14 protein-coding genes, 1 tRNA gene and 1 pseudogene are annotated in these 12,888 nt (G+C 66.6%); 4 read left to right on the top strand and 12 right to left on the bottom strand.

Annotated elements, in window-relative coordinates:
* The first annotated feature begins 4 nt into the window (after positions 1-4).
* From ACFULQ_RS11815 to ACFULQ_RS11805, 3 genes are all read left to right on the top strand, one after another.
* Entirely contained in the window at positions 5-3,223 is a 3,219-nt protein-coding gene (locus ACFULQ_RS11815; protein WP_383541584.1) for a helicase HerA domain-containing protein, read from the top strand.
* 35 nt (positions 3,224-3,258) lie between these two features.
* Positions 3,259-4,275: a replication-relaxation family protein gene (locus ACFULQ_RS11810; protein ID WP_383541582.1), complete on the top strand. Its 1,017-nt coding sequence runs from the start codon at positions 3,259-3,261 to the stop codon at positions 4,273-4,275.
* A gap of 81 nt (positions 4,276-4,356) precedes the next feature.
* Entirely contained in the window at positions 4,357-5,232 is an 876-nt protein-coding gene (locus ACFULQ_RS11805) for an NlpC/P60 family protein (RefSeq protein ID WP_383541579.1), read from the top strand.
* Between the two features lie 18 nt (positions 5,233-5,250).
* On the opposite strand, the gene ACFULQ_RS11800 is transcribed toward ACFULQ_RS11805, so the two are convergent.
* The 3 genes from ACFULQ_RS11800 to ACFULQ_RS11790 form a co-directional block, all read right to left on the bottom strand.
* A complete protein-coding gene (locus ACFULQ_RS11800) occupies positions 5,251-5,625 on the bottom strand; it encodes a hypothetical protein (RefSeq protein ID WP_383541578.1) in 375 nt (124 codons plus the stop codon).
* A gap of 94 nt (positions 5,626-5,719) precedes the next feature.
* Positions 5,720-5,980 (bottom strand): hypothetical protein, encoded by a 261-nt coding sequence (locus ACFULQ_RS11795; protein WP_383541576.1) that lies wholly within the window; start codon positions 5,978-5,980, stop codon positions 5,720-5,722.
* 69 nt (positions 5,981-6,049) lie between these two features.
* A complete protein-coding gene (locus ACFULQ_RS11790; RefSeq protein ID WP_383541573.1) occupies positions 6,050-6,529 on the bottom strand; it encodes a hypothetical protein in 480 nt (159 codons plus the stop codon).
* Positions 6,530-7,154: 625 nt separating this feature from the next.
* On the opposite strand from ACFULQ_RS11790, the gene ACFULQ_RS11785 reads away from it, so the two are divergent.
* Positions 7,155-7,883, top strand: coding sequence for a hypothetical protein (locus ACFULQ_RS11785; RefSeq protein WP_383541652.1), 729 nt, complete (start codon positions 7,155-7,157; stop codon positions 7,881-7,883).
* A 93-nt stretch (positions 7,884-7,976) separates the two neighbouring features.
* On the opposite strand, the pseudogene ACFULQ_RS11780 reads toward ACFULQ_RS11785, so the two are convergent.
* The 9 genes and pseudogenes from ACFULQ_RS11780 to ACFULQ_RS11740 all read right to left on the bottom strand — a co-directional run.
* Positions 7,977-8,279, bottom strand: a pseudogene (locus ACFULQ_RS11780) (transposase); the annotation flags it as partial.
* A gap of 213 nt (positions 8,280-8,492) precedes the next feature.
* Positions 8,493-8,723, bottom strand: a complete 231-nt coding sequence (locus ACFULQ_RS11775; RefSeq protein WP_383541570.1) for a hypothetical protein — start codon at positions 8,721-8,723, stop codon at positions 8,493-8,495.
* 63 nt (positions 8,724-8,786) lie between these two features.
* Positions 8,787-9,980: a DUF932 domain-containing protein gene (locus tag ACFULQ_RS11770; protein WP_383541567.1), complete on the bottom strand. Its 1,194-nt coding sequence runs from the start codon at positions 9,978-9,980 to the stop codon at positions 8,787-8,789.
* Between the two features lie 55 nt (positions 9,981-10,035).
* Positions 10,036-10,110: transfer RNA gene (locus ACFULQ_RS11765), tRNA-Ile, on the bottom strand.
* A 179-nt stretch (positions 10,111-10,289) separates the two neighbouring features.
* Entirely contained in the window at positions 10,290-10,895 is a 606-nt protein-coding gene (locus tag ACFULQ_RS11760; RefSeq protein WP_383541565.1) for a hypothetical protein, read from the bottom strand.
* Between the two features lie 62 nt (positions 10,896-10,957).
* Positions 10,958-11,395, bottom strand: a complete 438-nt coding sequence (locus ACFULQ_RS11755; protein ID WP_383541562.1) for a hypothetical protein — start codon at positions 11,393-11,395, stop codon at positions 10,958-10,960.
* Positions 11,396-11,532: 137 nt separating this feature from the next.
* Positions 11,533-11,739, bottom strand: coding sequence for a hypothetical protein (locus tag ACFULQ_RS11750; protein ID WP_383541559.1), 207 nt, complete (start codon positions 11,737-11,739; stop codon positions 11,533-11,535).
* On the bottom strand, positions 11,736-11,915 hold the full coding sequence (locus ACFULQ_RS11745; RefSeq protein ID WP_383541557.1) for a hypothetical protein: 180 nt from the start codon (positions 11,913-11,915) through the stop codon (positions 11,736-11,738). The genes ACFULQ_RS11750 and ACFULQ_RS11745 overlap by 4 nt, the downstream gene beginning before the upstream one ends.
* Positions 11,916-12,343: 428 nt before the next feature.
* Positions 12,344-12,712 carry a hypothetical protein gene (locus tag ACFULQ_RS11740; protein WP_383541555.1) on the bottom strand — a complete coding sequence of 123 codons (369 nt, stop codon included), beginning with the start codon at positions 12,710-12,712 and terminating at the stop codon, positions 12,344-12,346.
* Between the last annotated feature and the right edge of the window lie 176 nt (positions 12,713-12,888).

Here is a 12,888-nt window from a genome sequence, read left to right as displayed (position 1 = left end):
ATTCATGTCGTCTCATCCGCCGGGGCTACCCTCCCCTGCGCCCACACGCCCCGCACAACTCCTCACCCGGAACCGCGAACTGAAGCCGATCGGCGTCTGGAATTGGACGCTGCCCGCCTGGGCGGGTCGATTCCCGGACGGCAGGACCTACAACACGTGCCCGTCCGCCGGCATCTGCCGCGAGGTCTGCTACGCGCGGCACGGCACCTACACGTGGCGCACAGTCCGGGCCAAGCACCTCGCCAACCTCCGCTTCGTCCTCGACGACCTGCCCGGGTGGGAGCAGGCGATGATCTCCGAGCTCGGGAAGCGGAAGTTCCACGGCACATGGGTGCGCGTGCACAACTCCGGAGACTTCTTCACCGACGTCTATCTGTCAGCCTGGCTGCGGATCATGCGGGCCCGGCCGGAGACGAACTTCTACGCCTACACGAAGGAAGTCAACCGGTTCCGTGCCTTGGTCGAACCCGACCCACCCGACAACTTCCAGTGGGTCTACAGCTTCGGCGGACGTCAGGACTCTCTGCTCGACGGCGAGCGCGACCGGATCGCGGATGTCTTTCCCGACGAGGCGGCAATCACCTCTGCGGGGTGGCACTCACAGGAGGGCAACGATCTGCTGGCCGTGCTCGGCCCGCGCCTCGTGGGCATCGCCGCGAACCGCATCCCCCACTTCCTCAAGAAGCTGGGCAACCGGACGTTCCGCTCGTGGCAGGCGGAAGTCGACACAGAGCGCCGCGTCGGCCGACTGCGTGCCAGCACGGCGACCACGCTGCTGAGCGGCTCCGTTTCTCCGCTGCCCCACTACTTGCGTGACCCGGGTGGCACCACTTCTCAGGTCCTCGCCAACACTGCTCACTGGCTGGGCAGTTGGTGGCCAGTCCTGACCGCCTGCCTCCTCGTCGTCGCATCCGCCTGCTGCGCGACGGCCAGATGGTGGCGACGGCGCTGTCGCCGGGCGCTCGCCATCAACGCCCGGATCATCACCGTACTCCCGCCGCCCACCGTGGATCCCGCGGGCGCTGAGGCGCTGTGGGCGAACCTGCTCGGGCTGCTTCGGCCGGCCTGGCGTCGTGTAATGACAGGCCAGCCGCACGTGGCGTGGGAGTACGCCTTCGATCGCGAGGCGATCCGGATCCGGCTGTGGATCCCGGGCACCGTTCCGCCGGGAATGGTGGAGCGTGCGATCGAGGCCGCGTGGCCCGGCGCGCGCACCCGCACCGCATCGGCGCGTTCGGCGGCTTTCCAGACCGCAGAGAGCGTTGAGGCTGCCGGAGGCGAGCTGTGTCTGGCCCGCTCGGAGGCCCTGCCGATTCGCACCGACTTCCCCGCCGACCCGATCCGTGCCCTGCTCGGTGCCCCCGTCGACCTCGGTGCACACGAGCAGGCGGTGGTCCAGGTGCTGGCCCGGCCCGTGACCGGACACCGGGTCGCGCGGGCCCGCCGTGCCGCACGGAGGTCGCGCGGCCGCTCCGGCCGCCCGGTGAGCCGTTTGCTCGACTTCCTGACACCGGGCTACCCCCACCCGAGCACGCGCACTCGCACATCTTCCACCAATCGGCAGACCGTGATGGAGACGTCCGTCGAGGATCGCGCGATCGTCGCGAAGCAGCGCAGCGCACCGTACGAAACTCGTGTCCGCTACGTAGTAGCGGCGACCGTGCCCACCGATGTGGGTGACGAGCAACTCGCCGTGACACGCGACCGGTTACGAGGTCGCGGTCATGCCATCGCCAGTTCCTTCGCTACGTTCACCGAGCACAACTACTACCGCCGCGCCCGGCGCCGTCGCCCCCTTCTGCCCCTCAATCAACGCCGTCTGGGCAAGGGCGACTTGCTGTCGGTTCGAGAGCTGGCCGCCGTAGCACATCTACCCTGGGATGAAGCCGTACCCGGGCTGCAGCGCGCCGGCGCTCGCGCCGTACCGCCTCCGCCCGGCATCGCCACCTCAGGCCGCTCCATTCGGCCCATCGGTCTCACCGACACCGGTCGCCCCCGACCGGTCGGACTCCGGGTGGCAGATGCCCGGCAACACGTACACATCCTCGGCGCCACGGGGTCGGGTAAGTCCGAGTTGATGGCCCGGATGATCCTGGCCGACACCGAGGACGGGCGCGGCGTAGTCGTCGTGGACCCCAAAGGCGATCTGATCACAGACCTCCTGATGCGCCTTCCTGAGCAACTCGGGCCCAGAGTGATCCTGTTCGACGCCGGCAGCAGGTCTCGACCGCCCGTCCTCAATCCCCTGGAAGGTGCCGACTCCGCCCGCGTCGTCGACAACCTTGTCTCGATCTTCTCCCGCGTCTACGCGTCCTCATGGGGACCGCGCACCGACGACATCCTGCGGGCCGGACTCCTTACCCTGCGGGCACAGGGCGGAGTGCCCGTCCTCACCGATCTGCCGAAGCTCCTGGCCGTCTCCGCCTTCCGGCAACGCGCCGTCAGCCACATAAGCGACGACATCCTCCGGGACTTCTGGGCCTGGTACGACAGTCTCTCCGCCCCGTTCCGCGCCCAGGTGACCGCACCGCTGATGAACAAACTCCGCGGCGTTCTCTTACGGCCTTTCGTACGGGCTGCACTCGCCGGCGGCGCCTCCACCGTCGACATGGATCAGGTCCTCGACGGTGGAATCTGCCTCGTCCGCATCGCCAAGGACGCGCTGGGCACCGAGACCTCCCGGCTGATGGGCTCCATCGTCGTCGCCCGCACCTGGCAGGCCGCGACCAGCCGAGCCCGCCTCCCCCAGACCCAGCGCCTGGACGCTGGTCTGTACGTGGACGAGGCGCACAACTTCCTCAACCTCCCGTACGCGATGGAGGACATGCTCGCCGAGGCTCGCGGCTACAGGCTGTCGATGACCCTCGCCCACCAGTACCTGCGCCAGCTGCCGAAGGAGTTGGAGGAGGGCATCAGCGCCAACGCCCGCACCAAGATCTTCTTCAACGCCTCTCCCGAGGACGCACGTCACCTGGTCCGCCACATCGAACCACGGCTGACCGCCCACGACCTGTCCAACCTCGACGCCTTCCACGCCGTTGTACGACCGGTTCTGCACGGCGCCGAGGCCCCGGCCTTCACAGTCGTCACCGAGCCCCTCCCACCAGCCGTCCCTGGTCGCGCCAAGCAGATCCGTGCCGCCGCGCAGCGCAACGCCCGCCCCCAGCCCTCCACCGTTCGAAAGCCCTCCCCGGGCCAACCAGGGGATCCCCGCCGCCCCTGACGTCACCACACCCGACGCGATCGGAGCATCCTCCCTTGATCACCAACCCGACCCCCCAACGCACCCTGCGCGGGCACCGCCCCCAACGCCCCAGCCAACACACGGCCGCCACCAGCAGCTATGCCGCCCACCTCGCCACACATCTGACCGACCGCGACCGGTGGCTGGTTCGCATGCTCCACGAGCACCGAGTCTTGACCACCCACCAGATCACCGAGATGGCGTGGCCCTCGCCGCGCGCGGCGAACATACGGCTGCGGCGGCTGTACGAATGGCGGGTGATCGACCGCTTCCAGCCCTTCGTCACCTACGGCAGCGCCCCCATGCACTACGTCCTCGACGTCACCGGAGCCACCCTGCTCGCCCGCGAGCAAGGACTTGAGCCACGCGAAGTGGGCTACCGGCACGACCGAGCACTCGGCATCGCCTACTCTCTCCATCTGGCCCACACCGTGGGCACCAACGGCTTCTTCAGCAGCCTCGTCGCGCACTCTCGCCGAGCTGACGCATCTGGACACCTCACCACCTGGTGGTCGGAGTGCCGCTGCACACGGCATTTCGGGGACATCGTCCGACCCGACGCCTATGGCATCTGGCAGGACGAAAACTGCCACGCTGCCCTCGAATGGTTCCTGGAGTTCGACTTCGGCACCGAACGCCCCGAGCGCGTCGCCCGAAAACTCACCGGTTACGCCAAGCTGGCCACAACAACGGGGATCACCACACCCGTCCTGCTCTGGATGCCCACCGCCAACCGCGAGACCCACGTCCGCCACGCCCTCACCACGGCCCTGGCCGACCTCGACGACCCGTCGCTGGTCCCCCTGGCCACCTCCAGCGCAGACCTCCACTACCCCGCCAACGTGTGTTGGCAGCCGCTCGACGTCCGGCGACCTACGTCCCGGAGGCTCCGCCTCACCGAACTCCCGATCGCCTGGCCCCACTTACCGCCGCTCGACCCCACGCACTCACTCGACCCGAATCCCTCCAACGGGCTTCCGCCCGCACCACCGGTCCCACCGCCCGCCTCGCCTCGACGTGCAAGGCGGTGATTTGGCATGGGGAGGGTCACGGCGGCGGTACTCGGACTTCTCCTGACGATCACAGTTATTGGCGCAGCCGGAGCGGGAGGCATGCTCTCCTCCTTCGGCAACAGCACGACGCAGCCCAGCGCGGCCGCCCTCTCGGACATCCCGCTCGACTTCCTGTCCTTGTACATGGAGGCGTCCACCACCTGCCCCGGCCTGAGCTGGACCGTGCTGGCCGCGATCGGCAAGGTCGAGTCCGATCACGGCCGTTCGGGACTCCCTGGCGTCCACAGCGGCAGCAACGAAGCCGGGGCCCGTGGTCCCATGCAGTTCTTGCCAGCCACCTTCCAGTCGGTCGTCACCCGGCATTCGCCCCCGAGCGAGGGTGCGACGGCGGCCTCGCCGTACGACGCCCATGACGCGATCTACGCCGCGGCCGCGTACCTCTGCGACTCCGGCGCCCGGGAGGGCGACGTCCCCCGCGCCATCAAGGCCTACAACCACGCTGACTGGTACGTCTCGGAAGTCCTCGCCCAAGCGCAGTCCTACGCCGGCGGCACAGCCTTCGGAGCGGACACCAACCCCACCTCAACCACCCTTCAGGCAATCAACTACGCCCAGGGGCAACTCGGGCTCCCCTATGAATGGGGCGGCGACGGACCGGAAACCGGCGACTCGGGCTTCGACTGCTCCGGCCTGACGAAGGCTGCCTACGCCGCAGCCGGGATCTCCCTGCCCCGCACCGCACAATCGCAGTACGACCTCGGTCCTCACATACCCACCGAGGAGCAACTCCGGCCCGGAGACCTGGTCTTCTACGGTATCCCCGACAAGGGCATCCACCACGTCGGCCTCTACATCGGAGGCGGACAGATGATCGACGCGCCCAGGCCGGGCACCAAGATCCGGATCGAGCCATATCTGTACACAGGGAACGACTATGCGGGCGCGACCAGACCGGCCGCTTTCCGTCAGCCTTAGTTCCTCCCATTGCCCACGTCAGTCCTGCGTCAGGGCATGGAGCAAGTGGAGGCCTGGGTAGTTGTCGTACGGCTGAGCAGGCACCGCGATCACCGTGTGGTCGCCGTCGTCGAAGACAGGGTCACCGCTCGGGCGGCGTGCATACGGCAAGTAGCCGTAGTCCACACCGTCAGCCTCATCGAACCCCATCCAGGCGATTAGTTCCTGCTCGCCTTCCCGCAGAGGCAGGTTGGCAACTGCTCGGCCGTACACGGCTTCCGAGGTCCAGAGCCACACCTGGGGAACAGCGAAGGCGAATCGGACGGCCTCGATCTCATGTGCCCTTTCCGCTGCACGGCGCTCGAAGGCGTGGGCGGTCGGGTCGTCCTGCAGGTAGTCGTAGTCGGAGAGCACCAGGGTCCGGTCCCCTTGTAGCGCAACGATCGCCGGACAGTCCCTTTCGTGGACGGCCCGCTCAAGTCGGCGCGTGACCTCACGCAGCAGAGCCTCAGTCGCGCGGTTCATCCGATGCCCGCCTGCCGGTCGGTCGGTCGCCGTCCCACTGCCTGAACGCGTAGAAGGCATCCATGACGTCCACTGAGCTCTTGCTTCCGAGGTGGGCGAGGTACTGGAGGTTACGGCTGACTTCGGTGCGCTGACGGGCGCCGGCTCGCGTCGGCGCTTCGTCGACCTCCGTGCCGTCGAGCTCCTCCAGCCGTTCGGCAAGTTCCCTCACCGTCTCCCGTACCGCGCTCAAGTCGATCTGCAAGGGTCCGACCTCCAGGCTCTCCGGCAGTCTCCCGCACTCGGAACGCCCGAAGGTGTTTCGGCACGGCCATCAGCTGCTGTGGCCTGGCGTCTTCCTGGCCGCGACGTGTTCCAACAGCTGCTGCACGAGGAGGTTAGCCGCCTGGACGGCCTCCCGCAGGATGACCACTGCCACTTCGACTCCGAACACGTCCGACTCCGCGAGCATCGGCATCCCTTCGGACGGCGTCGCCAGCTTGAGCGGGGTCGGCGCGACGACGTCCAGCATCCACCGGAAGAACCCCCTGTCTCCGTCGTCGATGAACTCGAAAGTGATGACCATCCCTTCTGTACTCGTGATCACGTCCGCATCTTGCGCCGCACGGACCAGTAGATAGACATCGTCTTCCCGTCCGGGCTCAATGGGCTGCCAGTCCATCCCAATCGGCGGCGGCAACACCCCACTGCGGCTTTGAATTTCCTCGTCAAATGCTCTGGAAAATTCATAGTCAATCACGATTTCAGTAAGCCAAGAGAACACCTTCTCCTCATCAAGCGCAAACGACACCACGAAATTCCCTCCATTCTCATGAGAGCTAGCCATTGGGAAAACATCGAGTAAGGCTATTTGCACGACAGTTGAGGGCGGTGGCGTTATGCGGCCTGTGCTCGTTCGGCCCGCAACTCCGTTGCTTTGAGCGCAACCACCAGAGCTGACAACTCGTGCCACCCCACACGCGCCGACCGAGCTCACCATGGGGCACGAGGGCCGGGCAGCCTGTCCCGGTTGAGCAGCTCACGGTGGGCGGCTGCTCCGGGTTTACGGGCAGTAGCAGCTCGCCGGCGCACCACGGCACCATCCGCGCGTCGAGGCCGAGCATGCCTTCACGCAGATGAAGGCTGGAAGACCCTTCGCGGTTGCCGTCTAAAACGCGGGGGCGTTCACACCGCCATGCTCAGCATCGTCCGGCTGCACAGCCTGGCCCTCACGAGATAACTCCCACCCCCGTCAAAGACCTTGGAGCTCGTGCCGCCCGCACTGGTTCCTCCGCACCGCCGACAGCCTCCGGGTGCGACGGGGCCAGTTAGGTCCGATACTGGTGGCAGGGACACATCCCCGGCCGACGGCGAACCGACGGCTGCTTGCGGCCGTACCGAAGAAATGGGGGATACCCGCAGAAAGGAATGACGGGACCATGGCGGACAACCTCGTTGGCAAGTCGCAACAGGACGGGATCCCCGGGGTCTACGGCGGAAACGACGTTAACGGCAACGGCGTAGTCGGGGAGACAAATGGCTCAGGTCACGGAGTCTTCGGCCAGAGCCATACAGGTAATGGAGTGGTCGGAAGGGGATGGGCTTTCGGCGCACGTGGGGTCGTGGGAATTTTCGACGACGTCGAGCAATCCCCTCCATCTTCATCGCACTTCGTAGTTGCCGCCTCTGCCGGCGTCTGGGGAGCAACAGCCAATGTGGCTGCAGTTGACACGGATCCTCAGCTCAAGCTGAAAACAGCAGCTGGTGTCGTAGGAGAGGTCTCTCTGCCGGGACACGGGTTTGGGTACGGAGTCCTCGGCTTGGGGCACAAAGACGAGGGTGTCGTCGGATGGAGCGAAGAGGGCGTCGGCGGAAGCTTCATCGCCTTCAAAGGTCCGGGTATCACCGCGAAATCCCAGGAGCGCGGACAGATCCGGCTCGTACCCAGAGAGGTAGCCTTCGGGGCGGACCCGCAAGGAAATCCCCGCCCGAAGCTGCCGAAATTCGCAGAGTCTGGCGAGATGACCATGGTCACCAAGGATGGCAAGTGCAGTCTCTGGCTGTGCGTCAAGTCTTGGCGAGCTGGCGGCGGAGTAGTTCCGCAAACGGACGCCCGTTGGGCAGAGGTGAAGCTGGGCGCTGCGTTCAACGGCGAGACCCCCAGTTGACCGCCGGGCAGGGCCCAGTTGGAGCGCAGGTGCGGCAGCGGGCGCATGGCCATCGCCGCCACCAGGTGACCCCAGGCCGCCGCGTCGGGGTCGGCGGGAACAGTCCAGCCGAGCGGCTGCGCTCAGCTCGGCCAGGAGCAGTTCATGCAGACGCTCCAGACGCCGACCTCGTTCCAGTCCCGCAGGCGCGCCGCCAGCGCGTCATGACCGAGCCGAAGCCCAGCTTGCCGGGCAGGTAATCCCGCTGAGTCCCGGTGCGGAGCACTAGAAGGTCCCGCACACCACCTGCCGGTCCGGCAAAGGCTTTTGGCCCGGATGCCGGAACCGTCGTTCCTTCTTCGGAAGTAGCGGCTCAATCCGCTCCCACAGCTCATCCGCCACGCCCCACGGCGACAGGCCATGAACCGCACAGCGCTCAACCCACCCGGCAGACACGGCCACCAGGGCCGCTCCGCCCGCTAGGGGGCGGGACCGGTGGCGGGGAATGCAGACGAAGCCGCTACCGGAGCTTGGTTCGGGTGAGCTATCAAAGGGGTCTCGACCGTACGGTGCCTCACCACGCCGAGGCTGAAGCCTCTCCTGGCCTAACGCGGTCACTCAGCAAGCCGATCAGTCTCGGGCGTCGATCCAGGCCCCGCCGTCGATATCTGGGGACGTGAGAGGAACCCCCTTGAAGATCAATGTGCGACGGAAGCCATGCACGGTCTTGATGATCTCTCTGAGGTGGTCCCTGGCCCGTATCTCGGCCAGCTCCGCGGTGTCGCCCTCAGCGACCACGAAAGCCGGCCTGGCAATGTCCTGGTGTCGAGGTTGATCGAGGACGAACGTGTAGGTCTGCATGAGGAACTCCTCCGTGGGTGAGTGTCTTTGGAGTTGAGCGGGAGCACTGGATTCGAGCCGATCTCAACGCGTCAGGACAAGCAGCTCCCGGTGAGCCTTGGATTTCAGATCGTCGGTGCCGCCTTCCAACGACCTTTGGGCGCGGGCCAGTTCCTCACTCAGGGTGCGGGGGACGACCCTCATCCGATGGTCGAGGTAGTCGGTGATGGTCCGCTCGGCCGCGTAGGCGTTGCGCCCCAGCTGCCCGGCCTGGTCGCGGAACATCCCGTCCAGTTCCTCGTGCCGCTTGCAGGCGGCGGTCCTGGCTCGGTCGGCGGCGTCCTCGTCGACTGTCCAGAGGGTGTCGATCAGCTTGTGGAAGTCGTCGACCATCAGGCCGGTCTGAACGAGCCTGTTCTCCTCGGCCTCGAACTTTTTCGCGTAGGCCATCGTCAGACCGAGGCTGCGGCGGGCTTCGGACAGCGTGGTCAGACCCCCCTTGGTATGCCGAATGCCCCAACGGTGGACGGCATCTCGGATCGCGAAGCGCTCGGTGTTGCCACACGCGATCCGCCAGGGCGTGACGACGGACTCGGCCGCGGAGGTCCCGTCGTGGGAGTTGATCGCGGCGAGGAAGAGGACGATCTCGTCATCGAGGCCACCGCGGTCAATGACGATCGAGTGGGGTATCCGCATGGTCACGAAGACCTTCCGGCCTCCGCGCAGCGCGCCGGCCGACTCCCAGACGGCGTCGTAGCGCTGCACCAAATCCTGTAGGAACTGGAAAATGCGCTCGTTCTGAAAGATCTCGTAGCGTCCTCCCACTGTGCCGAGGGCGCCACCGGTATCTCTGCGGACGGTTACATAGCGATCGTCGGCGGCGCGGATGCCGTCGTCCCATTCGTACAGGACCGGCCTCTTGTCAACTGCCCAGTCGATGCGGCCCAGTTTGAGCACCTCATCGACTTCCGTGATGCCGCCGGGGATCACGGCGCCCAGACCATGCCATGCCGGGGTGCTCGTGTACAGGGCGGCACCCCCGGATGTGGTGTCCAGCCCGTGCTGGGCGAGAAGCTCCTCGATCCGCCCTTCGGCGTCCCGTTGCACGGTGAAGGTCTCCCCCGCGTCCCAGCCGGTCATGACGCGGTAGCGATCACCTCCAATCGGTGCGATGTCGCCCCGATCGATGCGGTCCTGAAAGGCGCGGGCTTCCGCACGCGCGGCTTCGAGCTGGTCGCTCTTTTCGCGCGCGAAAGCGGTATTGACGTCACTCGCCATTAATCTTCTCCTTGTTCATTTGTTTGGTGGAGATAGCCCACGAGGGGCCACCCAGTGGTTGCGGCGGGGCTCGAACCCGCGACCTCAACGGCTTATAAGACCGGCGCTCTACCAACTGAGCTACGCAACCAGAGTGGGAAGATGGGCCCAGGCACCCCCGAACTGGGGAGAGGTACGAGAGTGCCTGGGGGCTTGGGGGGCAGCACGTTCGGCGCCCACCTACTCAAATACGGTGCGCGGAGGTGCCCAATTACCGATCAGCGCCAAACTCTTTTGTCTCGCACGGAGTTGCACTGCCAGCGCGCAAGGTCAAATTCGACGACCGCGACGACCAGCGCTCGCGATACGTTCCGTGTGGACGACCCATGTGACGGACTGCACCGTGCTGGGGAGCTCTCCGAGGCGTAAGGCGGCTTCGCGGTAGCAGTGCGCCAGAAGCGCGTACCGGCGGGCACTGCTGAGTCCCCGGTCGCGTTGCCCGTAGATCTCGCCGACCGCGATGTCGTGGGCATGGCGGTCAACCACGACCGCGTCCGGGTCGCACGGATTCGCGATGCAGCGGAAGAACATCCCCGTCTTGCGCTCCATGGGCAGAACCTCCGCGGGGTCCGCCCCGGCCATGATCCTGGTGACCTTGGTCAGTGCGTCCTGGAAGTGGCCGGTTGGCACGCCGAATTCGTATGCCCGATGTGCCAACCGGGTGTTCTCCGACCAGGACTTGTTGGCAGACAGGGCGGCGATCACGCCGGCACCAGCACGCGGGTCGCCGTCGGAAATCAGCGATGCCAGATCGTGGGCAGTGCGGTACCAGGTACGCCCTCGCTCCAGTTGCTCCGGAGTGGCGGCCCGCCAGGTGGCGAGGACGTTGGATATGTACTGCTCGCGGGTCTCCTCCGATGCGTTGGCGGAGATCATGATGTACCTCCCTCCGAGCGAGCAGGTGGATTGCGGCTTCTCGGCGGCTGTCCGGCAAACCGTCAGAGGAGTGCGGCGACGTCCGGGTAGAGCTCGCCCTCGGCCACGACGCGCTCGGGTTCCAACTCCTCGACGGAGTCGTCCGGGCCGCAGATTCGTCGGTACGTGAGAGTCCCGAGGGGGTGCTCGGGGGAGCCGTCTGGTGCCCTGGCCGGTGTGAGCCACTTCTCGATCACGACGCGTTCGCCCTGGAAATCGTTGTCGACATGCGCCACGATCCGGAGGGCGTGCCCTCTGCCGGTCGTCACCTCGTACACCGTGATCCTGTGGAACACGGGAAGGAGATAGGCCATGTTCTCGGTCGACTCACGCCCTGTGCTCTCCCACTCGACCGTCACCAAGGGGTAGGCGTAGAACCGCTTGACGATCCCGGCTCTGCCGTCGCCATCCACGTGGCGGACACGGCGACCGACCTTGATGTCGTACAGCTCGTTCATCATCAACTCTTCCTTCTCTTGAGGTGGCCAAGCCGTTTCCGGATCAGACCTCGTCAGCCGCGACGTACTGGTGCGAAGGTCTAGGAATCTGAACCGACCAGCGCGTCGGGCAGACTGGCCGGAGTTCGGCGGAGGGCGAGTCAGATGCAGTTGACCGTGCGGAAGACGTCGGCCCACTGGTGCGGCGACCAATCGCCGGTGAGCCGCGCGGAGGTCTCTGTGACCTTGCTGTCGCCTTCGTAGGGGTCCTCGTACCGGCCGCTGAGCCAGGCGTGCTCGGGAGCGGTGTCTCCGGACGACTCGGTCACGCCGGTCCGATCGATCGCGTCGATCGCCCAGATGATCACGTCGGCACCTCGTCCGCGCCCCACCCGCCGTACGACTCGTGAGTCGTCGACGGCGGCTCGATCGTCCGGAAGTCGCCGTCAAGCCACTCGCCGCCGCATGGTCCCCCGGGCGGGGAGACGCCAGTACGAGTGCGGTAGCTCACGACGTGGCGGGTGATCTCGATCGTGTAGCTCATGATCACGCCGGCTTCGACGAGCAGGCATTGGGGCTGATGTCGTGCGACGCGGGCCGCCGACGGCGGCGGCCGCAGCGCTCGGGAAGCCACCCGGCGACGCAACCACCCGCGGTGGAGGCGTACAACATGCCGTAGGGCCCGCACAGTTCGCACGCGGCCCATGCCCTTCGCGCGACCCTTGATTGCGTGGCAAACTTGGGCATAGTCCTGTCCTCTCCAAAGACCGGGACTGTGAGGGCCACCAAGGCGCCAGGCGTCCGCGTCGAGATGCGGACGCCACGGGGCGGCATCCCCGTGGGCGGGCTTGGGGCCCTCATCCACGGAAAGGGGAGCCGGAGCTGCCCGGCCCCTCCAGTCCGTCCGACGGCAGCTGCGCGGCCGCCTTATGGCTCACCTTGCGACCGGGTACACCTTCGGTGCACCGGTGTTCATAACGCGATCTCCGTGCCTGCTGCCAGGTCGAAGATCGCCAGTTGCTGTCGTTGCTTCCCGACCAAGGTGGCCGTTTCCTGGTCGTGGACGACCTCAACCGGGTCGATGTAGATCAGGCCTTCGGACAGCCAACCTCCCAGTCCGTTGGCGTCCTCATATCGACCCGTGACGCTGCGCACCAGTTCCACGAACTCCTTGAACGGCGCAGCAGCCGAGAGCGTGTGCTGACTTGCGGTGATGCTCACTGCGTAGCCGTCGGTTGGGACATACGCACTGCCGTCAGGTCGAGTCACGATCGTGAACCCGCCCTTCAGGAACAGCGCGTCGTACAGGGTGGCCACGGCAGGTGTGGTCAGAGCGTTCATGACCAGTCCTCTCCATGCTGGTCACGGTCCCGCCCGGCATGGCGGGAGTCCTGCGGGCTGCAAGACCAGAGGGGTGGGGGGGCCGGGCGCGGGGGGCCCCGCGCGCCGGGGGGGGGCGGGGGGGCGGGGGTGCGGGGGGGGGGGGGGGGGGCCGGCGCGGGGCCGGAGACCGGAAC

This window comes from Streptomyces sp. NPDC057253 (assembly GCF_042669125.1).
Taxonomy (GTDB): Bacteria; Actinomycetota; Actinomycetes; order Streptomycetales; family Streptomycetaceae; genus Streptomyces.
This window is presented reverse-complemented; position numbering and strand designations above follow the sequence as displayed.

Coding starts and splice junctions, on each gene's coding strand:
- ACFULQ_RS11815 (WP_383541584.1), top strand. CDS start 5: ATGTCGTCTCATCCGCCGGGGCTACCCTCCCCTGCGCCCACACGCCCC.
- ACFULQ_RS11805 (WP_383541579.1), top strand. CDS start 4,357: ATGCTCTCCTCCTTCGGCAACAGCACGACGCAGCCCAGCGCGGCCGCC.
- ACFULQ_RS11785 (WP_383541652.1), top strand. CDS start 7,155: ATGGCGGACAACCTCGTTGGCAAGTCGCAACAGGACGGGATCCCCGGG.
- ACFULQ_RS11775 (WP_383541570.1), bottom strand. CDS start 8,723: ATGCAGACCTACACGTTCGTCCTCGATCAACCTCGACACCAGGACATT.
- ACFULQ_RS11770 (WP_383541567.1), bottom strand. CDS start 9,980: ATGGCGAGTGACGTCAATACCGCTTTCGCGCGCGAAAAGAGCGACCAG.
- ACFULQ_RS11760 (WP_383541565.1), bottom strand. CDS start 10,895: ATGATCTCCGCCAACGCATCGGAGGAGACCCGCGAGCAGTACATATCC.
- ACFULQ_RS11755 (WP_383541562.1), bottom strand. CDS start 11,395: ATGATGAACGAGCTGTACGACATCAAGGTCGGTCGCCGTGTCCGCCAC.
- ACFULQ_RS11745 (WP_383541557.1), bottom strand. CDS start 11,915: ATGAGCTACACGATCGAGATCACCCGCCACGTCGTGAGCTACCGCACT.
- ACFULQ_RS11740 (WP_383541555.1), bottom strand. CDS start 12,712: ATGAACGCTCTGACCACACCTGCCGTGGCCACCCTGTACGACGCGCTG.